The sequence below is a fragment of the Neisseria sp. DTU_2020_1000833_1_SI_GRL_NUU_006 genome, assembly GCA_032388755.1.
In the GTDB taxonomy this organism is placed as follows: domain Bacteria; phylum Pseudomonadota; class Gammaproteobacteria; order Burkholderiales; family Neisseriaceae; genus Neisseria; species Neisseria sicca_C.
In genome coordinates this window covers 2245385-2270272 of the sequence record CP135593.1, presented here as the reverse complement: position 1 = coordinate 2270272, position 24888 = coordinate 2245385, and the positions used below count along the sequence as shown (strand labels likewise).

Genomic DNA, 24888 nt, shown 5'->3' with positions numbered 1-24888 from the left:
CTTTTTTGCTTCCGGCCGCAATGCGGCTTTATTTTATCTTTGCAAGGAGACGATTCATGAAATCCAAATTCAGACAATCCGCCGCTGCGGCGGTACTTTCCGCCGTATTGGCATTGGGAACAACCGTTCCGGCAGTTGCGGGCGGCATCCTTACGTATGACGGCGCTGCGGTGGCGCAGGCCATTAAGCAGGGTATCCAAATGAAACAGCAGATTGACAACCAGCTTGATCAGATCAAGCAGCTCAAAGAGCAAGTCAAGGCGCTGACCGGCTCGCGCAATCTTGGGCAAATTGCTAAAAACGATTTGTTGAACCAAGTGCCTGACGAATGGAAGGGTATTTACCGGGATATAAAAGACAAAAACTACAAATCCCTGACCGACAAGTCCGCCTATAAAACAGACGGACACAGACAGTCGCTGGTTGATACTTACAACCATGCCTATGAAGCTATTGTAAATACGCAAACGCGCGTTAAGGAGTTGAATGACCTGATGCGGCAAATCAACCTTACGCAAGATGCGAAGGCTGCCGCAGATCTGCAAAACCGCATCGCTATTACGCAGGGGCAGATTGCCAACAGTCAGGTTGCCTTGGATTTGGCTGACCGACTGGCCAAACAGGAGGAAAAAATCCGCGCCGCGCAGCAGCAAAATATCATTTCCTGCCAAATCACGGCCAAATCCAAAGCCGACCGTAAAGCCTGCGGTACGATCTGACAGCGTTTGCCAACCTACAGCCGCCGCCTTGCCTCAGGCAAAGTGGCGGCTTTTGACGAAATGAAAAGTTATGGCTGAAAAATCAACATTTTTTGTGGATATGACGCAGTTTATTACCGACAATATGGGCAGCAATCTGTTTGATACGGCAAGCAATCTGATTTCCAATGTCGCTCCGGTTTTTTCCACCATGTTCGGTATCTACCTGCTAATGATAATGGTTTCGTATTGGTCGGGCGGTGGCTTGGACGAGATGTTTGTCGATTTTCTTAAACGCATGATAACCATGACGTTTTTGGTTACTTTGGCATTCAACGCTTCTTATTATGCAGAACTTGCCAACTTAATTTATGTCCTACCTGATGACTTGGCAAAAGCTCTGAGTAATACTGATTATGCCGGTGGCGCATTGGATAAAGTCATGGATGACACCAATGTCGCGGTGGAAACGCTGGAGCTTCAAAAAAATAAACTAGATTTCTATGAAGTCGGACCGATTTGGACTTATATCATTGCCATTTGGCAGCTTAAGATAGCCATGATGATTTTACTGGGTGTCATGTTTGCCTACTACATTTTGGCTAAAGTCTCACTGGCAATGATTTTAATGATTGGTCCGGTGTTTATCGGTTTCGGTATGTTTCCGGCAACAAGACAGTATGCAATGAACTGGGTCGGGCAATGCCTGAACTATATTTTCAATGTTGTTTTACTGGCTGTCATTGGGTCGATGATGTTGAAGTTTACCTCCATCTTCATCGACCTTGTGGGTGTCGACAACATTGGTGCTGCCCTTGCTACGGGAACCGTGCTGCTGTTTACGCTGATTGTTTTCGTTTTGCTGATTTGGATGACTCCGCAGATTTCTTCTGCACTTACCGGCGGTAGTGCGCTTCAGGGGGCAATGCGGACTGTTTACAGTATGGCGCGGCAGTCATTGTCCAAAGCCGGTTATGGCGCAAACAAAGCCAAGGGTTATGCAGGAAAAAAATACAATGCATTAAAAGACAAGTTGCGGGGAAACGGTATCAAACCGGGTAGATAACTTAGCCACGGAGGTTTAATTATGGATCATAATGATGTAAGAAAAGGCATTCTGCAGGCCAATATGATAGAGCGCAACAGCGGTCTGTTATCGGCAGAAATGACCATAGTACCGTTTGTAGCTGCTATTTTTGCAGCCAATGCAGCTGAAAACAGCCTGCTCAGCTTTTTTCTGTTTTTTGTTGTCGGCATTTCAAGTTTTGTATTTTTCCTTTGGTGTTCCGAATACAGGGCACCACGTTTTTGGATGGCGGTATTTTTCAGCGGAATTTGGGCGTATGTAACTTGGAAATTTGTTGGTTTCTTTATGCCCAATCTGCCCCCTCCGTCTGCCCCATTTACCCATACTGTTCTCCATTACACTTTTCAAGCTGTTCCTGCAATCATTGCATTTCTTGTTACCATGCTCAACCATCATGTTGATTTTGAGTGGATGGACGATGTTTTCGGTAAAGCAAAATAAGGATATTACCAATGTTATTTAAATTTAAAACAGCCGCTGCCGTATCGGCTGCCGCTTTTTCCATGCTTACGGGCTGCGCCGAACTAAACAGCGGTTTGGCGCAGATCAACGATGCGCTCGGTAGCGTCAACAGCACGCTGTCGGGGACTCCTACTGGCGGTCAGACCGGCGGACAACGTTTACCCGACAAAGAGACTGCAACATATGCTTTGCGCAATATGCAGTTATCCAAGACGGAAACCGGTTTGGAGAGAATGTTTCTCCTGACAGGCGAAGCCTATAACAAGACATCGCGCTCCATCAGCCTTGTTATTTCAATGCCCATATATAATAAAGACGGCTTTTATTCCCATCCGCTGATTGGGGAGGTTCTCAGTATCCCGCCGCACGAAAAAACCAAAATCCATATTGACGGCAGATCCCAATTATCCAAACAGGCGCGGGTAGATACCTCAAAATTTGAGGTTACTGTCCGCAAATACTGATTTTTTATTTTCCCCATTAAAACGCTCCCTTTTCCGGGAGCGTTTTTTGTTTTGGAGCTTTGCAATGAAAACCACCGCTTTAATTCTGATGGCGGCCGTATTGGCAACGGCCTGCTCGCACACACCCAAAAAGCCCTCCGGTCAGGCTTTTCCGATTAACACGACTTATCAGACAGGCAGATAAATATGAAGCTATTCGGCAGAAAAAAAGCAGCTGAGCAGGCTGCTGTTGCGCACAAAGAAGAAAAACCCAAGTCCCCTTATAAGGAAGGCAACGAATTTATCCAAGCAGCCGCCGATTTTGAGAAATCGGAAATCGACAATGTCAAAAAACGGGAAAAAATCGCCTGGACTGTAACCGGTGCTGCCGCCTTGGTTGCCGTTGCCGCTGTTTTTACCGTCGCGGCCATGCAGCCGCTTGTTCGGGTTGAGCCGTATATCCTGCTGGTGGATTCCAATACCGGCAAAACCAATGTGATTACCACGCTGGAGCATCAGACGGTAGATAACGACAAAGTGCTGAACAAGCATTGGTTGGGCAGGTATGTTGTCAACCGTGAAGGTTACGATTGGTACACCATCCAAGACACTTACGATACCACTATTGCCATGAGTTCGCCGCAGGAGCAGGCAAGATATTCCAAACCGTATCAGGACGGTGTCGGCCCGGATAAAATCTTAAAAGAGGATTTCCGCGTCAAGGTTGAAATCAAGTCCATTTCGTTTGTTGGAGAAACAGCTCAAGTTCGCTTCAGTAAAACCAAACTGCCGGTCAATCCCTCTTCGGGTGTCCAGCCTATTACCGAGCATCAGATTGCCACCATTGCCTACCATTATGACAACCCGCCGACAAAAGAAGAGGAGCGGGATTACAATCCCGTAGGCTTTATCGTCGATTCCTATCAGGTTGAAGTGGAGAATGTCCAGTCATGAACATGAAAAAAGCCTATCTTTTAACCGGCCTTGCTGCCGGTTTTTTTGCGTTTTCGGCGCACGCGGCTGCCATCCCCAAGGGTGCGGCCTACGATAAACGCATCCAGTATGTAAACTACAACCCTGACAATGTGGTTGTCATTCGTGCCGAAATCGGCCGTGCGGTACTGGTGCAGCTTGCCCAAGACGAGCGGGTCGAAGGCGAAAACAATGCCATCGTGGCAGGTAATACGGGGGCTTGGAAGCTAAAAACGTCTGGCAACAATATTTTTTTCAAGCCCACAACCGAAACACCTGAAACCAACCTGCTGATTTCCACCAACAAGCGCACTTATGCTTTTGATTTGCGTATGGCAGGCAGAAAGCAGCCGCCTACCTACATCCTGCGTTTCCGCTATCCCGAAGAGGCCGCCCGCCTACGACAGGCCGAAGCACAAAAACGGCAGGAAGCACGCCGGTTGGCCGCAATGCACAGCAACGGCCGACAGGCTTTGTCCGGTGCCAACTACAACTACTGGGCATACGGAGAAAAGACGCTTGCCCCGTCGGGAATGTGGGACGACGGCCGCTTTACCTATCTCAAGTTTGATGATGCCCGTGAGATGCCGACGGTATTCAAAGTTTCCCCCGACGGTACGGAATCCACCGTCAATACGCATATGGAGCAAGACACGCTGGTCGTTCACGATACTTCCGCGCTTTATTACCTGCGTTTGGGCAAAAAAGTGTTAGGTGTAGAAAACCGCAGCTACGACAGCAAGGGCAAATTCAATTATCGGGGTACGACCGTTGCCGGTGCCGTGCGTATGAAAAAAGGAAAGTAAACCATGAATCTGAATCCCAACAAACAACCTGACGAGTACGATGACGGCAGCCAAGGTTCGATTGAGCCGTCTGAAAACAGCCTGACGGCGCAAACACGCCATAACGAAGACTTCCGGCCGCATCAGAACCTGAAAGACTCCTTACCCGGCAGCGAGGCCGAACGCGGCATTCCGCAAGATTTGAGCGTGCGGAAAATCTCCACCATGCAGAAAGTCGGTATGCTGGTAGTCGGGATTTTCGGCGTCGGCTTGGTGGTTGCCGGTGTTGCCCGATACGGACAGGACTGGTTTAAGAAAGAACCCAAGCCCGAGCAGTTTCAGACGGCCTCAGAGGGAGGGCAGAAACACGACTTCGGCAGAAGCCAGCGCGAAGTGTTGGATGAGAAAGCCAACGAGATGCCCGAAGTAGTGGCAGCATCCGAGCCTGAAGAGAAAAAAGAACCCGAAACAATGCCGCAGGAAGAAACACCCGAAAATGCACCTGCTCCGGCTGTGGTCGAACCGCCGCCTGATTTGCGTCTGACCAGCCCGTTGACGTTTGACAAAGACGGAGGAACGGCCGACAGGCTGGCGGCGGGCGGAGCAGACGGCAGCGCAGCCTTGACGCAGGCTTCCCCTTATCCTACAGCCTTTCCCGACAGCGACAGCTCTCTTGGCGGAGCAGGCGGCCAAAGCCAGCAAAAAGGTTTGGCAGGCCGTCTGAATGCGTCGGTATTCACACCGGGCAGCGCAGCATTGCGCGGCAATATGGATTTCCTGTTGGGGCGTACAACCGGCATTTCCTGCTCATTGATGACGCGTATTGTTACTACCTATCCGGGCATTACCAAATGCCAAGTCATGAATGACGTATATTCGGCCAACGGCAAAGTATTGCTGGTGGAAAAAGGGTCTGTCATCCACGGCGAGCAGCAGTCTGCCCTGACGCACGGACAGGCGCGGGTTTTTGTTGCATGGACAACCATCGAAACGCCCAACGGCGTAAGCGTCAGCATCGACAGCCTCGGTGCAGATCCGTTGGGCGGCTCCGGCCATCCGGCCAGAATCAACAGCCATTTTTGGCAGCGCATCGGCGGCGCGGTCATGATCAGCATGGTGGACGACACCATCAATGCCTACGGCCGCCGCAGCAGCAACAAAGGTTCGTCCAACAACGTATCGTTTGAATCAACAACCGAAGCGGCGCAGGATATTGCTACCGAAGTGCTGAAAAACAGCATCAACATTCCTCCTACCGGCTACGTCAACCAAGGCGAGCGGATTATGGTGTATGTTGCCCGCGACGTGGATTTCAGCAATGTTTACGAACTTGTCCATACCGATTAACCAAACGCCGCCCCGATACGGGGCGGCATTGTTTTGGCAGAATACATGAGCGAATTTCACAACGACGTAACCGCCCGCAACTTGCTGGACAAATTGGGCGTTACAGAAAAACTCAACCGGCCGGGCATTACCGAAGTGCTGATCAACCGCAGCGGCGAAATGTTTACCGAAGACAGCAGCGGCTTTACCCGTTACGAAAGCGAAGTCCTGACGCTGGACAACCTTAAGCAACTGGGCAACGTGTTATGCGTTTTCAACGGTAAAGCGCTGACTGTGAAAAATCCCATCCATTCCGTAACCCTGCCCGACGGCGAGCGCGGGCATATCATGATGCCGCCCTCGTGCGAAGACGGCACAATGGTTTTTGCCTTCCGCAAACCGTCATCCAGCCGCTTCAGCTTGAGCGATTATCTCGATACCGGCCGTCTGCAAAATTTCAGCGACGTTTCCGCCTACGGCGTGCCTGAGCGGCGCACGACAGCGGAGATCGAAACAGACAGCCGTTACGTCCGCGACGTATGCGACAAAATGAAACTGCCGCACGATGTGAAGCTGGCCGACTGGCAGTACAAAATGCTCGATTACAAAGCAAACGGCGATTTGGCGGCGTTTTTTCAGGAGGCTGTCAAACGCAGGCTCAATATCTGCATGGTCGGCGGCACGGGTTCGGGCAAAACCACATTTACCAAAGCATTGGCCGACTTAATCCCGGCGCAAGAGCGGCTGATTACGATTGAAGACACACACGAGCTGTCTTTGCCCAAACATCCCAACCATGCCCACCTTTTTTACAAAGAACATATCACGGCCAAGATGATTGTCGCGGCCTGTATGCGTTTGAAGCCTGACCGTATCTTCCTGACCGAGCTGCGAGGCGACGAAGCATGGGACTACCTGTCTGCGCTCAATACCGGCCACCCGGGCGGCTTAACTTCGGTACACGCCAACGATGCACGCAGCGTCCATTACCGTATTGCGCAATTGGCAATGGAATCTCCGGCGGGGCGTTCGATGGAACACTCCTACATCCTCAACACCGTCCGCGCTACCATCGACATCGTCTGTTATTTCGAGAAAACCCGCATGACCGAGCTGTATTTTGATCCTGTTGAAAAATACTACGCCATGCGCGGCAGGGCATAGGCAGCGCAACACCAAAGGCCGTCTGAACGTTCAGACGGCCTTTCTTTTAACCGTAAAAAGGGAAAAACATGGATACCGATTCAAACAAAACTGAGTTTCTGCATCTTCTGCGTCCAAATCATCATATTTATTATCATTCATTTTACAATCACATTTAAGAATAAAGGATTGTTTATCATGCCATACGTCAACAAAATCGAAATCATGGGCAATTTGGGCAAAGACCCCGAACTGCGTTATCTGCCCGACGGCAAGGCGGCCACTAAAATCCAAGTGGCTGTATCCGAAAAGTGGACGGACAAGTCCACGGGTGAGCAAAAAGAACACGTCGAGTGGGTGCCGGTATTGCTTTACGAGAAGCTGGCCGAAACGGTGTGCCGCTATATGAAATCGGGCGACACCATTTTGGTGTACGGCAAAATCCGCACGCGCTCCTATCCCGGCCGCGACGGCATCGAACGCCACATTACCGAAGTTATCGCCTCGGAAGTGCAGATTATCCGCACGCGCGAAACGCAGGAGGCAGCCGTATCCGGCGGCGTGCACGACATGATGCGGTAAGGCCGTCTGAAACGTTCAGACGGCCTTTTTGTTTGTTCAAACGGTCTTTGGAGAGGCGATACATGAAACGGAATTATTTGGCCGTGTTCGGCGTAACCGGCGTGCTGACGGCGGCGGCCGCGTGCGGCGGGATGTATTTGGGCGCGGTGGTGTACACGCAATGGCTGGGTTTGAAAACCGGGCCGTCCGTGATGCTGCTGCCTGCCTATTGGGCGCATTCGGCGCGGCTGCCTGCGGCCATGATGCTGCCTTTGCAGGTTTCGACGGCGTTGGCGGCCGCGATTCCGCTGGCGGTATCGGTGTTGTCGCTGGTAGCGGTGTTTGCCAAGCCGCGCCGCGAGCTGCACGGTTCGGCACGCTTTGCCAACCGCAGCGAGATTAAAAAAACCGGCCTGCTCAAAGAGAAGTTTCAGCCCGAAGACGCGCCGGATTTGCTGGTGGGCAAATACGGCGGGCAGTTTCTGCGCTGGAGCAGCAAAGAGTTTGCCTATTTGGCCGCGCCGACCCGTTCGGGCAAGGGTGTGGGCATCGTGATTCCCAACCTACTGCATTATCGGGATTCGGTGGTGGTGTACGACCCGAAAATGGAAAACTTCTTAATCACGGCGGGCTTTCGTGCCAAACACGGGCAGGAGGTGTTTTTGTTCAATCCAGGCGGACGGATGCCCGAACACGAGCGCAATCCCAATGCGCCGCTGGTCAGCCACCGCTGGAATCCGCTCACTTATGTGCGCCGCAATCCGACCTATACCTACAAAGACGCTTTGGGCGTGGCTGCCATCATGTATCCCGATCCGGTCAATGCGGGCGGCAGCGCGATGTTTTTCGCCGAAGCCGCCCGCAAGCTGTTTGCCGGTTTGTTGATGTATCTGATTGAAACAGAGCCGGAGCGGGATTTGAGCCTGCAGGAAAACCGCACCACGATGGCCAACCTGTTCCGCCTGTGCGCCCCGACAAACGGCAAAACGCTGGCAGAATGGATACGCGACGAAATCGAGCTGCGCTCCCGTTCGCCGCAGGCGGTCAAATTGAGCGGCAACTGCATCACGCTTTTATCCGACTTTGCCAACGGCAACGCCAAAACGGGCGCGGATATTGTGGCCACCGTAACCGCGCCTTTGGGCATCTTCATCGATCCCGTGGTCGAAGCGGCCACCGGCGGCGATGATTTCCGTTTGGACGACGTGCGCAAAAAGCGCATGACGGTTTATTTGGGCGTGCTGCCTACCGAAACCGCCGTTTTTGCGCGGCTGACCAACCTGTTTTTCAGCCTGTTGGCCAACGTCAACGTTTATCAGGGTTTGCCGGAAAACAACCCGGGCATTTTGAAATACCAGTGCCTGATGCTGATGGACGAATTTACCGCGCTGGGTGTCGTACCCGCTATCGAACACGGCGTGTCGTACCTTGCCGGTTACAACATGCGGCTTTTGCCGATTTTCCAAACGCCCTCGCAGATGGAAAAGCTGTATCAGAAAACCGGTCAGCGCACGTTTTTTACCAACTTCGGCTGCCAAATCGTATTTCCGCCGCGCGACCAGTCGGATGCGGAGGAATACAGCCGCCTTGTGGGCTATCAGACTTTCAAAGCCAAATCGTCGTCGCGTTCGCACGGCAAAAGCAGCAGCCGCAGCAACAGCGTGAGCGATCAGAAACGCGCGGTCATGAATCCCGACGAGCTGAAAATGATGCCCAAAGAAGACTGCATCATCAGCTTGGGCAGCAGCAGGCCGATATACGCGCAAAAGATTGTGTACTGGCAAGACCCCGTGTTGTCCAAACGCGCCAACCTGACGCTGCCGGAAGTGCCCGTGTTGCAGCTTGACGCGCCCAAACGGGCGGCACCGCAGGCAGCAGTCAAGGCCGAATACCTCGCGCCCGAAGAGTTGGACGGCTTTCATTGGCAGGACGGTGCCAACGCCGAAGACTTCGCCCGTTCGATTTTGGCCGCAATTGTGCCGCCGGGCAGTCCGCCGGAGTATGTGGCCGAACTGGTGCCGGTGGTGGCGCAGAACTGGGGCGAAGGCAGCCTGCCCGTGATTGCCGCAATCCTGCAGGACACCGCAGGCATCAATCCTACCGACCTGCCGCAGACGGCCTGATTTTCCGTTTCAGACGGCCTCCGCTTCATGCGGCGGCCGTTGTTTTTTGTGAGGAGACAACATAATGAGCAACCGCGACGAAATCGAAAAAGCCCTAAGCTACATCGAGCCGCACGACCGCGACGTGTGGGTCAATACTGCCTATTCGCTGAAACACGAGCTGGGCGAAGAGGCGTTTGACATGTGGGACAGATGGTCGCAGCAGTCCGACAGCTACAGCAGCCGCGACGCACGCAGCGTGTGGAAAAGCATCAAAAACCCCACCCGCACCATCGCATCGCTGTTTTACGACGCACGCGCCAACGGCTACCGCCCCGACACGCCCTATACGCCGCCTTCGGCCGAAGAGCAGGCACGCCGTCAGGCCGAAGCCGCAGCGGCACGCGAGGCGGCGCAGAGGCAGCAGCAGGAAAACCATCTGCGCGTCAGCAAAACGGCGCAGCGGATTTGGCGCAACGCCGCTCCCGCCACTTTGGCGCATCCCTATCTGGCCGCCAAAGGCATTACCGACCCGGCCGTGTTGGGCGGCATCCGCCAAAGCGAGTATCGGGGCGTACTCAACCTGCAAATCCCCATCTACCGCGACGGCACGCTGTACAACCTGCAATCCATTTCGCCGGACGGCGGCAAGCACTTTCTGAAAGACGGCCTCAAGTCGGGCGGCTACACCGTGGTCGGCGACGCGGCCGATACCGCGCGGGGCATTGTGGTTGCCGAAGGCTTCGCCACCGCCGCCAGCATTCATCAGGCCACCGGCAAACCCGTGGTTGTCGCGTTTGACGCGGGCAATATGGTTACGGTGTCCGAGACGCTGGCCAAAAACCTGCCGCCGGACATCCCCGTAACCATCGCGGTTGACAACGACGCATCCGGCACCGGCTTGGCCAAAGCGCGGCAGGCGGCCGCCCTGTTCGGCGACAGAGCCAAAGCCGTGCAGCCCGAATTTACCATGACGCAGATTCAGCAGTTCCAACGCGAAAACGGCCTCGACAGCCAAGGCCGCCCGAAGCTGCCCAGCGACTTCAACGACCTGCACAAGCTCGCCGGTATCGCGGCGGTCAGGCAGGCGCTGGACGAAGGGGTCAACCTCGCACCGCAGGGCGACGGCTTCGCGCAGGCGGCCGCCGACCAAGCGACCGAGTGGCAGGACAGAATGCAGGCACGCGGACAGCGGAAAAGGCCGTCTGAAAGCGCAACACCCGATATGAAAGGCAATGCAATGGCACAACAAGACACCCCGCGCGAAACACCCGAAGCCGCGCAAACCAACGGCATCGAGTTTGACGGCCGCCGCGCAGAAGTGGAAAAAAACGCCCCCAAGCACGGCGCAGACAGCCCAAACGGCGATACGCCGCGCCCAAAGCAAAGTAGCGGCGTTTCAGACGGCCTCAAACCCGAACAGTCCGAAAAACCCACCCGCGAACCGTCCGCAGCCCCAAAGGGCGAACCCGGCCAAACCGATGCCGCCGCCCTGTTGCAGGGCAGGGATAAAAAAATCGTATTGGATTTGAACTACACCACGCCCGAGAGCCTGCAAAACCGCTATATCACGTTTGAGGGCAGGCTGCTTTCGCCGAGCAGACAATACGCTTCGCCCGACAGCTACCGCACCGTATTGTTTACCGACAAAGGCAACAAACTGACCACCGCCAAATCCGACCTGCAAACCGTCAAAGACATGCTGGAAGTGGCCAAACACAAAGGCTGGGACAGTATCAAAATCAAGGGCAGCAAAGAGTTCAAATCCCTGATGTTTGTGATGGCCGAAAGCCAAGGCATCCGCACTTCCGGCTACAGTCCCAAGCCCGAAGATCTGGCGATGGTGGAGCGTTTGCGTCAAGAGTACGCGCTCAACGGCATCGAAACCGCCCCACGCCAAGAGCGGCGCAGCGGCGTTTCAGACGGTCTGAAGCAGGAGCAGGAACAGGAGCGCAGGCCGTCCGAACAGCCCGGCCGCAGCGGCGATACGCCGGTTTCAGGCAAACCCGACGTAGAGGCCATCTCCAAAGCCGACAAAATGCTGGCGCAAAGCGGGCTGCCCAGCGATGCCGTCATCAACGCATCGCACGAAGCCGACACCCATTTGGGCGCGCCCATGCAGGCCATCGGACAGGGCGAAATCCGAAGCGAAGCCGCCGCAGCGGCCGCGCAAATGAAAGCGGCCGCGCTGCAAACCGGTTACGAATCGGCCAAATCGGTATATACGCGCAAAGCGGAAAAACTCTCCAAGCCCAACAAGCAGCTTTTGGCGTTTCACGAGCGCAGCATGATGGATACCATCAGCGGCCTCAAAGGCGATGCCCGCACGCTGGCTTTGAAAAACTACTACGAGCATACGGCTGAAAAAATGAGCGGCAGCAAGCTGAACCTGCCCAAACCCATGCAGATTCCCGCGCAGGCACAAAGCCCGCAGCAGCAGCGCGACACGCGGGCGCAGGAACGCGGCAACGCACCCGAAATCAGCCGGTAAACGCCAACACACGCCAGCCCAAAGCTTCCCGCTTCGGGCTGGCTGCTTTTTGACAGGGATACCACCATGACCGACCCGAACAAAACAACAAGGCCGTCTGAAGTTTCAGACGGCCTTAATGCCGTGCAGGATGCGGAACAAACCTCTGCCCGTTCCGAGCGTGCGCCGTGGCGGGATTTTCCGCCGCTGATACGCAACGGCACGTTGGCCGAAATGCAAAGCGCCGAAAGCTACCGTGCTGCCAAAGCGGGCAATGGCAAGGCTGCATTGGCTTTGGTACAATCCCTGCTTACCAAACAAACTGTTGATGCAGTTAAAGAAATGGTAGGAGATAAAACACCGCTTATCGTGGGTATCCGGGCAGAGGAATCAGCCGGCCGCAACCGTATTCCTGCCATGATGGCCGAAGTATTGGCCGAACATACCGGTTGGCAAACCGACCGCAGTCTGTATCAGGTCAGTTATGCAGGGCGTACCGGCCGCGACAGCAGTTACCGGCTTGCCTTTCCTGCCATATTTGGCGGCAATGTTCAGTCCGGCCGTGATTACCTGATTGTAGATGACAATTCCACGATGGGTGGCACTATTGCCGGACTGCGGGGCTATATTGAAAACCGTGGCGGCCATGTGCTTGGCGCAGTTGTGATGAGCGCACGCGCTACCGGTCTAAATATTGTACCGACACAAAAACAGCTTGACGAAATCCAAAGAAAACACGGAGACGCACCTAATGACTACTGGCTACAAACCTTCGGCTACAGCATCGACCAACTCACTCGAGGTGAGGCAGGCGCAATTCGATCATCCCCGACTTTTGACGCCATCCGAGATCGAATCGCTCAAGCAAGACTTCGAGAGCTTTCACGAGTGGGCAAAAGAGGAACTGCGCAGGAATCCCATGAAACTACGCGACCGCAACACGGAGCAGAACGCCCCAAAGTTACCCAAGGCGTAAAGCCGTCAGATTCTCCAACCCAAGCCGCCGCACAAAATGCAGCGGCTTTTTCTTTGTCCGGCGGTACGCCGCGCCCCGTGCAGGAGCAAATGATGAGTAAAGCGCAACAGTTACAGCAGACGGCTGTTGATTATGTACTGCGGCAAAAGGCAGATTTTATGGAGGGCGGCTTGGATTTCCGCAATATGGATACGGCTGTGGCCGCGCAATACGGGCAGGCATTGGCGCATCGCACGATGACCAGCACGCTGTCCGACATGCTCAAGCAAAACGCCCAAGCAGGCCGGACGATTGATGCCCGCCATTACTTTATGATGCAAGACATCAAACAGTTTGAACAGGCAGGTATTTTGGTATCCGAACCCAATAGCCGCAACGGTTGGGATTACCGGTTTAGTGAAACAGGCCGCGCCTTGACACTAACCTTACTGAACCATCCGATACGGACGGAAAAAACACATCAGGCCGAAAGGCCGTCTGAAACCCGCCCCCAAGCCCCCGACCCTGCCGAACGCCTCGATGCGGCTAAAGCGCAATACCGTGCCCGGACGGCCTCAATGAGTGAGTTGGAACAACGTTGGCAGGCCATGCTGGAGCGTTCGATGGAAAACCTGATTAAAGGTTTGTCGCCGCAAACGCAGATGCTTGCCCGCATCAATTTTTATGAAAACCAAATCAGGCAGCCACAGCCTGAAAGAAGCGCAAATCAGCACGAGCTTAAGTTCGACCGCTGATTTTTTTTGCCGTTTGAGGCCATCTGAACCTTTCAGACGGCCTTTTTTTGCAGGAGTGAAACATGGACGGAACAGATGCAAACGATACGGCCAAATGCCCGCCGGTGCGGGTATTCGGCCTGAACACCGACGAGCAGGCCGCCCTGCGCGGGCTGGCGCGGCAACGCTTCGGCAAAGCCAGCCTGTCGCTGTTGGCTAAAAAGCTGCTTCAGGCAGAGCTGCAACAGCCTCAAACCGTCGAGCCGCTCAAGCTGCCGCCGCCCAAGTGCGCCCGCCGCATCACGCTGCGGCTGCCCGACAAAGACCGCGCCTATCTCGAAGCGGCGGCGGCCGTGCGGCGCGGCAGCATCAACGACGTAGTGCGCGACATCATCCAGTCGCACATCTACCAACACCCCATGATTTCTGCCCACGAGGCCGACGCGCTGTATCAGAGCAATTACCAGTTGCTGACCATCGGCCGCAACCTCAACCAAATCGCACGCCGTCTGAATGCGGGCGAAAATGCCTCCCTTACCGGCAACGACATTGCCGCGCTCAAAGCCTATATCGACGCGCACACAAGCAAAGTCGCCGCCGTATTGCAAACCCACCGCCGCCGCAAGCGCGGCCACACGACGAGAAAGGCAGCCCATGAGCCTTAACCGCCATGCCGACGACTGGTTTCTCGGCAAAACCCGCGCCGTTTACGGCAAAAAAGACGACCTCGTGCTAGGCAAAGCGTCCAAGCGCGGCGGTAAAACATCAGACGGCCGCAAAGGCGGCAAGTCCGCCCGCCATGCCCCGCCGCCGCCGCTCAAAAGCGGCAGCGCCCTGACCAACCTGAAAGCCGCCGCGCTCAAACATCCCGAAGTGATGGTCAAAATCCCCAAGCGTCTCAGCAACAAATCCAACGGAATGCGCGGCATCCGCAACCATTTGGACTACGTCTCGCGCAACGGCGAAGTAAGTTTGGAAACTTCAGACGGCGAGCGGCTGGAGGGCAAAAAAGCCGTGCGAAGCCTGTTGGACGACTGGCAGAAACTCGGCATTCCCGAAGAGGGCAAACACAAAGAAGCCGTCAATATCGTGCTGTCCATGCCCGCAGGCACGCCGCCGCAAGCCGTGTTAAACGCCGCCCGCACCTTTGCCGCCGAGCAGTTTGGCAACCACCAATACGCCTTCGGCCTGCACCACGAAAGCGAAAAACCCGGCGAACCCGCGCACCCGCATGTGCATCTGTGCGTATTAATCCGCGACGGCTTCGGCCAAAGGCTCAACCCGCGCAAAAACGACCTCTTCGAGTGGCGCGTGCGCTTTGCCGAAAAGCTGCGCGACGAAGGCGTATTGTGCGCCGCCACCAAGCGGCAACACCGCGGCCGGGTGCAAAAGCCCGAAGACGGCATCCAACGCGCCATGCGCCAACGCGGCGCACTCAGCCGCACCGCAAGGCAGCAGGCCAAAGAGCTGATGTCCGCCCTCAAAAGCAGCCAAAGGCCGACGCATCCGTTTTTAAAAGAAACCATGCAGACGCGCGGCATCATCTTGGAGCAATACGGCAAAATCGCCAAAGAGCTGTACAAGATGGGACACAAAACCGAAGCCCGCATTGTCAGCAAACTGGCCAAAGAAACCGCCGCGCAGCCGTTTGACACCCAAGCCCAACAAAGCTACGACCGCCTGCACGGCAACCGCCGCGCCATCAGCCGGATGCAGCAGCGCTTGGACGAAAACAAACCCCAAACCGACATTTCACGCTGATTCAGAAAGGCAGAACCATGAATACAAAAGAGAAAAACATCGCAGAAATCGACCTCAACGCCATCATCGCCCATTTGTCCGACACCATCGCATTTACCAGACAGATTTTGAAGGAGCTGCCTCCGTCGGACAAAGCCTCTTCCGTAGGGGCGGTTATCCGTTCCGACATCGAAAGCCTGATAGACATCCTGACTGTCGGCAGCATCGGCGGCGAAGACTTCCGCCACAATCCCGCCTTTGCCCAACTGCTGTCGCTGTGCGGCCGCGCCGACACACTTGGCGGCACGGGCGAAATAACTGATTCAAAAGATTTTCTGACGGCATTAGCCGCCAAGGCCGACTATGGCCACCTGATTTCTCCCGAACGGGAATGTACTGTCCGGCTCAACGACATTGAGCAGCTGGTTGTCCTGAAGGCACACGATTTTGGGATTGAAAACCTTAGTGAAGACGAGCGGCACGAACTCTACAGAATCATTACTGCATTGAAATATTGCATTAATCCGTAAGAGAGACAAACAACATGACTCAAAGCAATGCAATGAAAGGAGACAGCCGGCCATGCGGATGCCCAAGCAATTTACCCTAGACCTGCGCGGCAAGCTCATTTGCGATCTGTTCGCCGGTGGCGGCGGCGCATCCTGCGGCATCGAGCAGGCTACCGGGCTGTATGTCGATATTGCCGTCAACCACGACGCGCAGGCCATATCCATGCACACCGCCAACCATCCGCAAACGCGCCATTTCCAGACCGACGTGTTTGATGTCGATCCGGCTCAAGCCTGCGGCGGCCGCCCGGTCGGGCTGCTGCACCTCAGCCCCGACTGTACGCACCACAGTCAGGCGGCGGGCGGGCAGCCGCGCAGCAATGCCGTCCGTTCGTTAAGCTGGGTCGGCAAACGCTGGGCGGCGCAGGTGCGGCCGGAAGTGATCACGCTGGAAAACGTGAAGCAGATTACCCGTTGGGGGCGGCTGGTGGCCAAGCGCGACAAAGCCTCCGGCCGCGTGATCAAAACCGACGGCACAATCGCGGCCGCCGGAGAGTGCGTTCCCGTGCGGCAGCAATATCTCGTGCCCGATCCCAAACGCACGGGAGAGCGCTGGCAAAAGTTCGTGCACGAATTGGAAAAACTGGGCTATGCCGTCGAATGGCGCATCTTGTGTGCGGCCGACTACGGCGCACCCACCACCCGCGAGCGGCTGTTCATGGTGGCACGGCGCGACGGGCTGCCGATTGTATGGCCGGAACCCACCCATTTCAGACGGCCTGCCAAAGGCCAAAAGAAATGGCGCGGCGCGGCCGGGTGCATCGATTGGACGCTGGCCGGAAAATCCGTGTTCGACCGTCCCAAACCGCTGGCCGAAAACACCCTGAAACGCATCGCCAAAGGCATTAAAAAGTTTGTGCTGGACAACCCGCAGCCCTTTGTTACCGGCACCCGCGCAGCCGTATTAATCAATGCCGCGCACGGCGAAGGCAGCGGCGCAAGCAGGCGGCGGGGTATCGGCAGCCACGACATCACACAGCCCGTCGGCACGGTAACGGCCTCCGGCAACGGCGGCCACGCCCTTGCCTGCGCCTACCTGATGCAGGCCAACGACGGATTCAACAGTACCTTCGGGCGCGATGCGGCCGAACCGCTGACCACCATTACCAACAGCGGCAGCCAGCAGCAGCTTATTTCCGCCTGCTTGATCCGGCAGTTCGGCGCAAGCACAGGCAGCGACATTTCCGAACCTGTCGGCACAGTCATGAGCGACGGCGGAGGCGGCAAAACCTCGTTGGCCGTGTGCGAACTCGGCAGCGCAAAAGAACGCGCCCTGCGCGTAGCCGATTTTTTGATCCGTTACGGCGAAGGCTTTTCAGACGGCCTTGACACGGAAGGCCGTCTGAAAACGGTAACGCTGCATATCGGCGGCGAACCCTACTACATTACCGACATCACGCTGCGGATGCTCGAACCCAAAGAGCTGTACAAAGCCCAAGGTTTTCCCGACAGCTACATTTACGACCGCGACGGCAGCGGACGGCCGCTGACCAAAACCGCCCAAGTAAGAATGTGCGGCAATTCCGTATCGCCGCCGCCGATGGCCGCGCTGATACGGGCAAACTACCGCCCCGAAGAAGCATTGGACGAACAACAGGCGGCCTGACCGCCCATGACATCAAACAGCCTGCCGCCACACAGATACCGTGTGGCGGCAGGCTGTTTTTTTACGTCCGCACCCCACAAACCGGCCAAATAGGGTGGACAATTTGCATATGGACAATTAAAGCTTGAAAAGGCCGTCTGAAACGGCATGCCCGCCGTTTCAGACGGCCTTAAGCGTTCGACGGTTAATAATGGTATCGGCATTGCGCGACAAACAATGTATCGCCGCGTACCTGATAGACCAAGCGATGCTCCAAATCAATCCGCCTCGACCAAAACCCCTGCCAGTTATGCCGCAGCGGTTCGGGTTCGCCCAAGCCCTCAAACGGATGGCGCATAATGTCTTTAATCAGCAGATTGATGCGTTTCAGAGTCTTTTTGTCTTGGGTTTGCCAGTATAGATAATCCTCCCAAGCATAGTCTGCCCAAGCCAAGATCATGATTCTGCCAAGCCGCGTTCAACCGCCAGCCCCTGCCGGATTTGTTCGACAGCCTGATTCAATCGTTGCGCGTTTTGGGGGCTTGCCGTCAAATAGGCCGTTTCTTCATAGGAATGGAAATCCTCCAAACTCATCACAACCGCAGGTTTGCCGTTTTGCCGGGTAATCAAAACAGGCCGATGGTCGTCGGCCACTTTATCCAATGTCCCCGCCAGCTCGGCACGAAACGCGCTGTAAGTCATAACATCCATTACGATACTCCTTAAATAGGTACGCATTATTGTACAACTATTGCGTATTTCAAACCATCTTGCCTTTGATGGACAGGTGGTTTTTTCACGCCCGTCTGCCAAACAGCCCGCCTGCCAGACAACAGCCCCGCTGCAAGACAATAGCAATCTGCTATAAAAAATGCCCGCCGTAGGGGGCAAGTGAAAAACAGGCATGGCGGTTTTGCAGGCTGCCGCAGGTGCCGGAAAAGCCGCCTAAGTCTGTTTTTCACTTGGGGGCGTGGGGCCGTTTCGGTCGAACCCTGAGAGACGGTAACGGGGCTGCGGCGGGCATTTTTCCATGCCAAAGGCCGTCTGAACAGCCGAAAACGGGCGAAAATTAAACGCAAATTAACTTTTAATTTACCTAAATTAATTGTTTTGCGGTTGGTTTTCGCCCGTTTTTTGTATCATTTATACAACCAAATCATCAGGCCGCTAGATTTTCGGCTTCATATTGCGCTGTGATTCGTCTGAAATCCCTCATATCCGATATGATGTTATCGTTAATATACAGATGGCTATCGATGGCATTGATATAAAAATCCACTTTAGCCGACGGGTATAACGCATAAATTTCACTTTCCAAATTCCACAAAATAACCGCCTGTCTGACGTTGCCCAAATGCGGACAATGATTATGAGCGCGTACCAACTCCCAAATTTCATCATCATAATTACCGTTGCCACCCAATTCTTCTAAAATTTCGCACCAGTTGTAAAAATTGTGGGATACGTCATTGTAAGATTCAAACATTTCTTCATCTCCCGTTTGCGGCCGCCGTTCAGACGGCCTTTGGTCTGTTTTAGCGGCCAAGATTGGAAATCGCGCCGATCTGCCCTATGTATAAATTCAGCCGTTTGTTTTTTAGCAGCTTGTGCCGCCGGTATTGTCGCTCCGCCTCTCTGCGGGTGTAGCCACTAAAAACCATCGCGCCATATGCGCGGCCGCTTTTGTCGTAAGCGTTGATTCGGTAATTTGCCATTATCTTTTTGCTCCTGTTGCCATTCAGACGACCTTTAGGCCGTCTGAAAGCCGTTTTAGTCAATCATCAAATCAAGCCAAATAATCGCGCGTAAAAACGGCGCAATGTAGGTTGACTAGATACCGGACGATTTTCGTAACCCCTGCACGGTCAAGGTCTAGTACCTTATCGCGCAACGGAAATTTCTCTCCGCCCACCTCGATAATGATCTTGTCGCCGATATGACATACAACTTCAATACAGCCGTAACCGTGTGCGATGCCGTGAACAAGGTCTTGAAATTCTTTGGGGGTATATCTGGTCATTTTTTAATCCTCCGTTCAGACGGCCTTTTGGCCGTCTGAAAGCCGTTTTAGTCAATCATCCTGAAAATCCGAGCCGCCTCTTCGTGTCCGGCCGCGTAATCCCTAAGACGGTAATAACCGTCAACCAGCTTTTCCAGCGTCGCACCGCTTTGCCCGTCCATCGCACAATTCAGGGCAAACAGCGTGGCGGTAATGCCGAAGGCATCGGCAGACATGCGGCATTCAAAACCGTTGGAACTCACGCAGTCAAAATCATCTTCGGTATCCCGACAGCAGTAAAAACCGCCGTTTGACAATTCGCAGAATTCCCAATAACCGCCGTCGTAGTCGCGGCTCAAGTTGTCGGCAATGCCGTATAAAGCCGTCTCAAACGCCAAATAGGCCGCGCTGGTTTTTTCCGGCAGAAATGCCGGGCGTTTTGAGTTGGGTACAACGGTCATCGTGATGGTTTGGGTAATCGGGTTCGTCATTTTCCGTCTCCATTCATTTGTTATAAAAAATATCCAATACCGCCCGGTATTCCGCTACCGGTACTTCGGCGTAAACCTCCATCCCGCCCAAGCATCGGTTGTGTTTGAACTTGCTGACCAGCTTTTGCACGGGCTTGGGCAGGAACACAAAAGAATCTTCGATAACCAGTTTCAAATATACGGTTGTTATATTGCCGGTAGGCGCAAATGCGGTAACAGGCGGCAGCCATCCGATATACGCGCCATCCAAAGCGGCGGTAAGTTTGGCAAACGGGTTTTTGATTGGTTTTTGTCGTGTCATTTTTTAATCCTCTCTGTTTAAACAGGTATCGGCGGCCGCCGTTCAGGCGGCCTTTTGGGGTCAACTGCCTATACGGCGTGCCATTGTGCGGCCGTGCCGCCGTTGGCACTCACGACGCGCCGTTTTGCGCGGCGCAATACTTCTTGGCTGTTGCAGCCTTCGGCTTTCAGCTCGGCAAAGTAGTTTTTGCGGATATGGTCGGCAATCCATTCCGTTCCCGTAGCAAACGGGTAGCAAGATGCGTAAACGCGGTTGCAGCGTTCCGCGTCCAACTCTGCGATGACGGCCGCGATGGTACGGGCGCGTTTGAGCTTGGCAGTTTTCATTGCTGAATCCTTTCCTAAGTAACTATGCTTAACGTAACAACAAACATCGGGAGGCTTGCGCCGCCGCGTTGTGATGTCGTTAAAAATTCCCAAGCCGCCAAAGTCCAGACCGGCTTTGAGCGGATTTCATCTTTGTCCGAACCGCCTAAAGCGGTGTGGAAAAGGTGGAATCCGCGCAAAGACGCTCGTCTTGGTCTGGACTTTGGCGGCTTGGGAATTTAGACATCACGCAACAACGCGGCGGCGCAAGCCTCCCGATGTTTGTTTTTCAGGGCAGCCGCTTGGCGGCGTTTCCGCCTTCGGGCGGAATTTTTTAAAACGCCTTAGGGCGTTTTTTGGCACCCTGTGCCTATCCTGCGTGTAGTTTGAAAATAGTGGGTTTAAGTAGAAATTGGACGTTTTTTGCAGGGGTGAGGTTCGCGCGGAGGGGGAGATTGTTGTTTAGTATTGTGATATTGTTGTATTCATATTGTGTTTTAGTTGTTTTTAAATTGTTTATATGTTGTTTATACGAGTAAGTAGAGTTTTTTAGTTGTTTTAGTATTGTTGTATTGTTGTTATTTTTGTTGTTTTGTATTGTTTAAATGTTGTATTAAGTAGTAGAATAGAGTTAAAGTTGTATTCGTGTTGTAGCCATGTTGTATGCAAAAGGAAGCTGATATGGATGATTTGGATGACTTCATCAAAGAGCATGGCCATGAGCCAAAACGAGTGAACCGATCGGTTTTGGAGCCGTACCGGGACGAACTTTTGAAAATGCGGAAAATGGGATTTACTGAGAAAGTAATGCTGCAATTTTTGAAAGAAAAAAAGAATCTAGCCATCAGCCAACAGGCTTTAAACCGATTCATCCGCTCACGGTTGAACAAACAGGAAGCGGATAAAAAGGAAGTTGAAAAGCCCGCTCCCGCCATCAAACAGGCGGTAAGAGAAAACCAGCCAGCTAACCCCGCCCCCACCGTCAAACAGGAAGCGGACAAAAAAGACGTTGAAAAAACCGCGCCTGCGCCCAACCCCCGAAAAAAGAAATTCCAATGGCCGCCGGAAGACGTAAGTAGCGAAAACTTGTATTAAAAAAAGGCCGTCTGAACCTTTTCAGACGGCCTTTCTACCCATTTGCAACAGGGCTATAACTCAACTTCGACAAACTCGCCGCGTTCGGCTTGTGCGATAGATTCCGCCAAACGCTCGTCATTCCTACGCTTAAGCTCCTTATCTACAAAGGCCATCGCCTCGTTATGCGGCATTGCCGGGGCGGGATCGGTAATAGATTTTTCAACTTTCGCACGAAACCAAACATCATAGCTTTCGGCTTCGGCATCACATCCACAAAATCCGTGCATAACTCCTATTTCTCCCCAAGCGGCCATATCCCCGTCAAACCCTATCTTCCCCTGCTTAAAAAATAATCACATCAAAACACATCTGCGCGGCCGCGCAATGTCTTTAATCTCTGTCGTTATCTATATATAGAGTAACTGCACATTCCGTGCAAAGTACATTGCCCGTTTTGCACAAAGTACATTGTACGTTTTGTACAAAGATATGATTTTAAAAGACAAAATTTACGCGCTGATTCGGGCGGATTTCTATCCCTATCGGATATTTTTCCGCTTTTCAGACGGCCTTTCAGCCGCCACTACATCCCGCGGGCGCAAAAAAGCGGCCTTGGGGTCGGATTTCGCCCCAAAGGCCGTCTGAAAGCCGTTTTTGCCCCGTTTTAGGGCAAAAAAAGGCACGGCAAAGCTGCCGTGCCTGTTTGATGGTCGGTTATTTGAGTTTTTTCAGGTTATCCAGCAACGCTTGTCTGCCTTCGCTGTCAGGGTCGGATTTCGGCGGCGGCGGTTGGTTTCGCTCGGCCATCTGCTTTTCCAGCTCCCGCCGCATGTCGGCCGCACTTGCCGCCGGAGCTTGGGCGGGCGGATTGCGCTCCGACACATAAAAGCCCGCCCAGCCTGCCGCAACGGACTTTTCCATAACCTGCCGTACATCGATGCCGCGATTACGCAGCGTTTCAAGCTGTTCGAGCAGTTTCTTTTTCGATTGCGGCAGCAAACGCTTGCCCATCTTCAACCGCATGGCCACAAAAGCCGTCCACTCCTTGAGCGGCACCCACTTGGGCAGATGAAAGCCCTGCGCGTCCTGCTGCAAGCCCGATTCAAAATCCGGCGCATCCTTCCCTTTGAGCGCATAGACCTTGGCCAACAGCGTCTGCTTCATCAAACGCCAGTTCATAATCCCGTGCACGCCCGCGCGCTTGTAGGCCACCAAGCCCAAGTCCACCAAATAATCCCGCGCCTTTTCATAGCCGCGACGGGTCAGGCCGAGGTCTTCCCAAAGATTGCGGCCGCTCTTGTAAATCCAGCCTTCGCGCACGGCGTATTTGGGATTGTTTTCCAACACCTCCGTCAGCCCGAACAAATACGCCAGCAGCCTTGACGCAGGCAGATTGCCGCGACAAAGCGCATCGAACTCGTGATACACGATGTCGAAGGTTTGGCTGAGAAGGGGGCGGATTTCGGTGATGAGCATAAAGATGACCGCTTATTAATCGGTATAACGCTCTGGGAAGAGAATATGTAGTTCGGTCAGCCCTTCGTCTTTGAAGAGTGCGACGAGTTTTTCAACAAGCTCTTTACTTGGTGTTTGTTGACCGCGTTCGATTCGGGAGATGTTGCCAGCGTCTGATTTAATAAGCTCTGCAACCTGCATAAGTGTTAGGTTCTTTCGCTTTCGCGCGATTTTCAAAGGTGTATTCATTTCATGCTACCACTTGTAATTAAGATTTAATTTTGCGTTATTTGCAACTTTTTTGCAAGAAAGCATTTGCGTTTTCCGCGTTGTTGTTTTTTGGGGAACGCTTGAAAATAAATTTTATGGAGATTGGAAAAATTATTCGACAACGTCGCAAGCAATTAAATATGACTCAAGAGGAACTCGCACTTGAAGTAAATTCAGATGCGGGTAATTTATCGCGCGTAGAAAATGGGAAACAGGGTATTCCGCTCGACAAAATTGAGTTATATGCAAAAGCATTACGATGCAGACCTGCTGACTTATTGGTGGAAGAAACCCAAGTATCCGAACCACCGTTACCGCTGGGATTTATTCGTATTCCCTTGCTGGATGCCATACAGGCATTTAATTGGGATAAGCTGAAGAGCCATACAGGAGAGTTGGATATTTCTGATTGGCTGATTTCCTCTGCTGATATTTCAACGGATTCATTCGGATTTAAGATTATGGATTTCAGCATGATGCCTGAGTTTAAACAAGGTGAACTAGTCATAATAGATCCGGAGCTAACTCCCGAAGCTGGAGATATTGTCTTAGTTGCAACTGTGAATAGAGATGTTCTTCTGAGAAAATACAAACAGCGAGGGATCTCTGATGATGGTAGCTTTATATATGAGCTTCATCCTTTGAATGATGATTTTGAGATATTGTCATCTACAAGCTCCGAGTTAAAAATTCTGGGAGTCATGGTTGAGCACAGAAGACTAAGACGAAACAGACTATAAATATGATTACTATAACCTGAGCTTGGAATTATTTTCTAAGAAAAACCGCCCGCCTTTACAGGCAGGCGGGAAAACCGAGGTTTTATTTTAGTCGTCAGTTGACCAAAAACAGGAACAAAGCTAAGTTAATCTTAACTGCCGTCCGCAGTTTCAGCCATGAACGACCTTTAGTGCAGGTGCGTTTCATGTTGAAACATCTCCTTTCTAGGGCGATGTTTCTCAAAAAGCCCCCTGCAACGGGGCTTTTTGTTCATCAGCCCAAAACCGATACAGAAAGCCCCGCAAAATGCGGGGCTTTTTCTTTTTTGGTAGTTCCCATAAAAATTTCAGTCCAAAAATTAAATTTGCACTTGACGCAAATAAAAAAATAGGTAAAATGCAATTTATAGATTGCGTAATACGCAAAAGCTCTTTAAAAGTTGGGAAACGTAGCAACCGGCCTTCAGGACTGCTTTTTTAAAGCGGATATAGGAAGAAAAGGCCGTCTGAAATCGCTTTCAGACGGCCTTTGGGTAAATCGAACAAACGGTTGCAGGCAGCATCCATCTGCCGAAAAGACAAACGCAGAGACAGCATCCGGGTAGCGCATGAGCGTCCGGCCAGCCTGCGGGTGGACGT

The 24888-nt window shown here is 53.3% G+C and carries 29 protein-coding genes; 19 read left to right on the top strand and 10 right to left on the bottom strand.

Going from position 1 to position 24888, the window contains the following annotated elements:
• Positions 1-56 precede the first annotated feature (56 nt).
• The 16 genes from RSJ68_11105 (at position 57) to RSJ68_11030 (ending at position 17653) form a co-directional block, all read left to right on the top strand.
• Entirely contained in the window at positions 57-719 is a 663-nt protein-coding gene (locus RSJ68_11105) for a type IV secretion system protein (GenBank protein ID WNU96946.1), read from the top strand.
• A 70-nt stretch (positions 720-789) separates the two neighbouring features.
• The gene (locus RSJ68_11100) at positions 790-1764 is read left to right on the top strand and encodes a type IV secretion system protein (GenBank protein ID WNU96945.1); all 975 of its coding nucleotides are present in this window, start codon (positions 790-792) and stop codon (positions 1762-1764) included.
• Between the two features lie 21 nt (positions 1765-1785).
• Positions 1786-2226, top strand: coding sequence for a hypothetical protein (locus RSJ68_11095; GenBank protein WNU96944.1), 441 nt, complete (start codon positions 1786-1788; stop codon positions 2224-2226).
• An 11-nt stretch (positions 2227-2237) separates the two neighbouring features.
• Positions 2238-2711 (top strand): hypothetical protein, encoded by a 474-nt coding sequence (locus RSJ68_11090; protein ID WNU96943.1) that lies wholly within the window; start codon positions 2238-2240, stop codon positions 2709-2711.
• A gap of 186 nt (positions 2712-2897) precedes the next feature.
• Positions 2898-3644 (top strand): type IV secretion system protein, encoded by a 747-nt coding sequence (locus tag RSJ68_11085; GenBank protein ID WNU96942.1) that lies wholly within the window; start codon positions 2898-2900, stop codon positions 3642-3644.
• On the top strand, positions 3641-4468 hold the full coding sequence (virB9, locus tag RSJ68_11080) for a P-type conjugative transfer protein VirB9 (protein WNU96941.1): 828 nt from the start codon (positions 3641-3643) through the stop codon (positions 4466-4468). Before RSJ68_11085 ends, virB9 begins: the two co-directional genes overlap by 4 nt.
• 3 nt (positions 4469-4471) lie before the next feature.
• Positions 4472-5794: a type IV secretion system protein VirB10 gene (virB10, locus tag RSJ68_11075; GenBank protein WNU96940.1), complete on the top strand. Its 1323-nt coding sequence runs from the start codon at positions 4472-4474 to the stop codon at positions 5792-5794.
• A 45-nt stretch (positions 5795-5839) separates the two neighbouring features.
• A complete protein-coding gene (locus tag RSJ68_11070; protein ID WNU96939.1) occupies positions 5840-6937 on the top strand; it encodes an ATPase, T2SS/T4P/T4SS family in 1098 nt (365 codons plus the stop codon).
• Between the two features lie 177 nt (positions 6938-7114).
• A complete protein-coding gene (gene ssb, locus RSJ68_11065; protein ID WNU96938.1) occupies positions 7115-7498 on the top strand; it encodes a single-stranded DNA-binding protein in 384 nt (127 codons plus the stop codon).
• Between the two features lie 62 nt (positions 7499-7560).
• Positions 7561-9600 (top strand): type IV secretory system conjugative DNA transfer family protein, encoded by a 2040-nt coding sequence (locus RSJ68_11060; protein WNU96937.1) that lies wholly within the window; start codon positions 7561-7563, stop codon positions 9598-9600.
• A 64-nt stretch (positions 9601-9664) separates the two neighbouring features.
• Positions 9665-12070 carry an LPD7 domain-containing protein gene (locus RSJ68_11055; GenBank protein ID WNU96936.1) on the top strand — a complete coding sequence of 802 codons (2406 nt, stop codon included), beginning with the start codon at positions 9665-9667 and terminating at the stop codon, positions 12068-12070.
• A 66-nt stretch (positions 12071-12136) separates the two neighbouring features.
• Positions 12137-13759, top strand: a complete 1623-nt coding sequence (locus RSJ68_11050) for a phosphoribosyltransferase (GenBank protein ID WNU96935.1) — start codon at positions 12137-12139, stop codon at positions 13757-13759.
• A gap of 62 nt (positions 13760-13821) precedes the next feature.
• Positions 13822-14403 (top strand): plasmid mobilization relaxosome protein MobC, encoded by a 582-nt coding sequence (gene mobC, locus RSJ68_11045; GenBank protein ID WNU96934.1) that lies wholly within the window; start codon positions 13822-13824, stop codon positions 14401-14403.
• Positions 14393-15499, top strand: a complete 1107-nt coding sequence (locus RSJ68_11040) for a traS protein (protein WNU96933.1) — start codon at positions 14393-14395, stop codon at positions 15497-15499. Before mobC ends, RSJ68_11040 begins: the two co-directional genes overlap by 11 nt.
• A 17-nt stretch (positions 15500-15516) precedes the next feature.
• Positions 15517-16008 (top strand): hypothetical protein, encoded by a 492-nt coding sequence (locus tag RSJ68_11035; protein WNU96932.1) that lies wholly within the window; start codon positions 15517-15519, stop codon positions 16006-16008.
• Positions 16009-16060: 52 nt separating this feature from the next.
• Positions 16061-17653, top strand: coding sequence for a DNA cytosine methyltransferase (locus tag RSJ68_11030; protein ID WNU96931.1), 1593 nt, complete (start codon positions 16061-16063; stop codon positions 17651-17653).
• Positions 17654-17837: 184 nt separating this feature from the next.
• Here the strand turns inward: RSJ68_11030 and RSJ68_11025 are convergent, their stop codons facing one another.
• The 8 genes from RSJ68_11025 to RSJ68_10990 form a co-directional block, all read right to left on the bottom strand.
• Entirely contained in the window at positions 17838-18092 is a 255-nt protein-coding gene (locus RSJ68_11025; protein ID WNU96930.1) for a Txe/YoeB family addiction module toxin, read from the bottom strand.
• Positions 18089-18343, bottom strand: a complete 255-nt coding sequence (locus tag RSJ68_11020) for a type II toxin-antitoxin system prevent-host-death family antitoxin (protein ID WNU96929.1) — start codon at positions 18341-18343, stop codon at positions 18089-18091. Before RSJ68_11020 ends, RSJ68_11025 begins: the two co-directional genes overlap by 4 nt.
• Before the next feature lie 448 nt (positions 18344-18791).
• Complete coding sequence (locus RSJ68_11015) at positions 18792-19118, bottom strand: hypothetical protein (protein ID WNU96928.1); 327 nt, start codon at positions 19116-19118, stop codon at positions 18792-18794.
• Between the two features lie 49 nt (positions 19119-19167).
• On the bottom strand, positions 19168-19347 hold the full coding sequence (locus tag RSJ68_11010) for a hypothetical protein (GenBank protein WNU96927.1): 180 nt from the start codon (positions 19345-19347) through the stop codon (positions 19168-19170).
• A gap of 71 nt (positions 19348-19418) precedes the next feature.
• Positions 19419-19652, bottom strand: a complete 234-nt coding sequence (locus RSJ68_11005) for a hypothetical protein (protein WNU96926.1) — start codon at positions 19650-19652, stop codon at positions 19419-19421.
• Positions 19653-19699: 47 nt separating this feature from the next.
• Positions 19700-20122 (bottom strand): antirestriction protein, encoded by a 423-nt coding sequence (locus RSJ68_11000; protein ID WNU96925.1) that lies wholly within the window; start codon positions 20120-20122, stop codon positions 19700-19702.
• A gap of 13 nt (positions 20123-20135) precedes the next feature.
• Positions 20136-20423, bottom strand: a complete 288-nt coding sequence (locus RSJ68_10995; GenBank protein ID WNU96924.1) for a hypothetical protein — start codon at positions 20421-20423, stop codon at positions 20136-20138.
• Between the two features lie 68 nt (positions 20424-20491).
• The gene (locus RSJ68_10990) at positions 20492-20749 is read right to left on the bottom strand and encodes a hypothetical protein (protein WNU96923.1); all 258 of its coding nucleotides are present in this window, start codon (positions 20747-20749) and stop codon (positions 20492-20494) included.
• 660 nt (positions 20750-21409) lie between these two features.
• Between RSJ68_10990 and RSJ68_10985 the strand changes: the two genes are divergently transcribed.
• Together RSJ68_10985 and RSJ68_10980 are read left to right on the top strand one after the other, a co-directional pair.
• Positions 21410-21823, top strand: coding sequence for a hypothetical protein (locus RSJ68_10985; protein WNU96922.1), 414 nt, complete (start codon positions 21410-21412; stop codon positions 21821-21823).
• Positions 21824-22294: 471 nt separating this feature from the next.
• Entirely contained in the window at positions 22295-22450 is a 156-nt protein-coding gene (locus RSJ68_10980; GenBank protein WNU96921.1) for a hypothetical protein, read from the top strand.
• Positions 22451-22519: 69 nt separating this feature from the next.
• Here the strand turns inward: RSJ68_10980 and RSJ68_10975 are convergent, their stop codons facing one another.
• Positions 22520-23281, bottom strand: coding sequence for a hypothetical protein (locus RSJ68_10975; protein ID WNU96920.1), 762 nt, complete (start codon positions 23279-23281; stop codon positions 22520-22522).
• A 15-nt stretch (positions 23282-23296) separates the two neighbouring features.
• Positions 23297-23509, bottom strand: a complete 213-nt coding sequence (locus RSJ68_10970) for a helix-turn-helix transcriptional regulator (protein ID WNU96919.1) — start codon at positions 23507-23509, stop codon at positions 23297-23299.
• Between the two features lie 32 nt (positions 23510-23541).
• Here RSJ68_10970 and RSJ68_10965 point away from each other — a divergent pair, with 32 nt between their 5' ends.
• Positions 23542-24270 (top strand): XRE family transcriptional regulator, encoded by a 729-nt coding sequence (locus RSJ68_10965; protein ID WNU96918.1) that lies wholly within the window; start codon positions 23542-23544, stop codon positions 24268-24270.
• Positions 24271-24888: the final 618 nt, after the last annotated feature.

What these genes read in the sequence shown, in the direction of transcription:
- RSJ68_10995 (WNU96924.1), bottom strand. Translation starts at nt 20,423, where the DNA reads ATGACACGACAAAAACCAATCAAAAACCCGTTTGCCAAACTTACCGCC.
- RSJ68_11105 (WNU96946.1), top strand. Translation starts at nt 57, where the DNA reads ATGAAATCCAAATTCAGACAATCCGCCGCTGCGGCGGTACTTTCCGCC.
- virB9 (WNU96941.1), top strand. Translation starts at nt 3,641, where the DNA reads ATGAACATGAAAAAAGCCTATCTTTTAACCGGCCTTGCTGCCGGTTTT.
- virB10 (WNU96940.1), top strand. Translation starts at nt 4,472, where the DNA reads ATGAATCTGAATCCCAACAAACAACCTGACGAGTACGATGACGGCAGC.
- RSJ68_11015 (WNU96928.1), bottom strand. Translation starts at nt 19,118, where the DNA reads ATGTTTGAATCTTACAATGACGTATCCCACAATTTTTACAACTGGTGC.
- RSJ68_10990 (WNU96923.1), bottom strand. Translation starts at nt 20,749, where the DNA reads ATGAAAACTGCCAAGCTCAAACGCGCCCGTACCATCGCGGCCGTCATC.
- RSJ68_11035 (WNU96932.1), top strand. Translation starts at nt 15,517, where the DNA reads ATGAATACAAAAGAGAAAAACATCGCAGAAATCGACCTCAACGCCATC.
- RSJ68_11100 (WNU96945.1), top strand. Translation starts at nt 790, where the DNA reads ATGGCTGAAAAATCAACATTTTTTGTGGATATGACGCAGTTTATTACC.
- RSJ68_11090 (WNU96943.1), top strand. Translation starts at nt 2,238, where the DNA reads ATGTTATTTAAATTTAAAACAGCCGCTGCCGTATCGGCTGCCGCTTTT.
- RSJ68_11010 (WNU96927.1), bottom strand. Translation starts at nt 19,347, where the DNA reads ATGGCAAATTACCGAATCAACGCTTACGACAAAAGCGGCCGCGCATAT.
- RSJ68_11020 (WNU96929.1), bottom strand. Translation starts at nt 18,343, where the DNA reads ATGGATGTTATGACTTACAGCGCGTTTCGTGCCGAGCTGGCGGGGACA.
- RSJ68_10980 (WNU96921.1), top strand. Translation starts at nt 22,295, where the DNA reads ATGATTTTAAAAGACAAAATTTACGCGCTGATTCGGGCGGATTTCTAT.
- RSJ68_11070 (WNU96939.1), top strand. Translation starts at nt 5,840, where the DNA reads ATGAGCGAATTTCACAACGACGTAACCGCCCGCAACTTGCTGGACAAA.
- RSJ68_11000 (WNU96925.1), bottom strand. Translation starts at nt 20,122, where the DNA reads ATGACGAACCCGATTACCCAAACCATCACGATGACCGTTGTACCCAAC.
- RSJ68_10975 (WNU96920.1), bottom strand. Translation starts at nt 23,281, where the DNA reads ATGCTCATCACCGAAATCCGCCCCCTTCTCAGCCAAACCTTCGACATC.
- RSJ68_11095 (WNU96944.1), top strand. Translation starts at nt 1,786, where the DNA reads ATGGATCATAATGATGTAAGAAAAGGCATTCTGCAGGCCAATATGATA.
- mobC (WNU96934.1), top strand. Translation starts at nt 13,822, where the DNA reads ATGGACGGAACAGATGCAAACGATACGGCCAAATGCCCGCCGGTGCGG.
- RSJ68_11060 (WNU96937.1), top strand. Translation starts at nt 7,561, where the DNA reads ATGAAACGGAATTATTTGGCCGTGTTCGGCGTAACCGGCGTGCTGACG.
- RSJ68_11030 (WNU96931.1), top strand. Translation starts at nt 16,061, where the DNA reads ATGCGGATGCCCAAGCAATTTACCCTAGACCTGCGCGGCAAGCTCATT.
- RSJ68_11050 (WNU96935.1), top strand. Translation starts at nt 12,137, where the DNA reads ATGACCGACCCGAACAAAACAACAAGGCCGTCTGAAGTTTCAGACGGC.
- RSJ68_11085 (WNU96942.1), top strand. Translation starts at nt 2,898, where the DNA reads ATGAAGCTATTCGGCAGAAAAAAAGCAGCTGAGCAGGCTGCTGTTGCG.
- RSJ68_10970 (WNU96919.1), bottom strand. Translation starts at nt 23,509, where the DNA reads ATGAATACACCTTTGAAAATCGCGCGAAAGCGAAAGAACCTAACACTT.
- RSJ68_10985 (WNU96922.1), top strand. Translation starts at nt 21,410, where the DNA reads ATGGATGATTTGGATGACTTCATCAAAGAGCATGGCCATGAGCCAAAA.
- RSJ68_11005 (WNU96926.1), bottom strand. Translation starts at nt 19,652, where the DNA reads ATGACCAGATATACCCCCAAAGAATTTCAAGACCTTGTTCACGGCATC.
- ssb (WNU96938.1), top strand. Translation starts at nt 7,115, where the DNA reads ATGCCATACGTCAACAAAATCGAAATCATGGGCAATTTGGGCAAAGAC.
- RSJ68_11040 (WNU96933.1), top strand. Translation starts at nt 14,393, where the DNA reads ATGAGCCTTAACCGCCATGCCGACGACTGGTTTCTCGGCAAAACCCGC.
- RSJ68_11025 (WNU96930.1), bottom strand. Translation starts at nt 18,092, where the DNA reads ATGATCTTGGCTTGGGCAGACTATGCTTGGGAGGATTATCTATACTGG.
- RSJ68_11055 (WNU96936.1), top strand. Translation starts at nt 9,665, where the DNA reads ATGAGCAACCGCGACGAAATCGAAAAAGCCCTAAGCTACATCGAGCCG.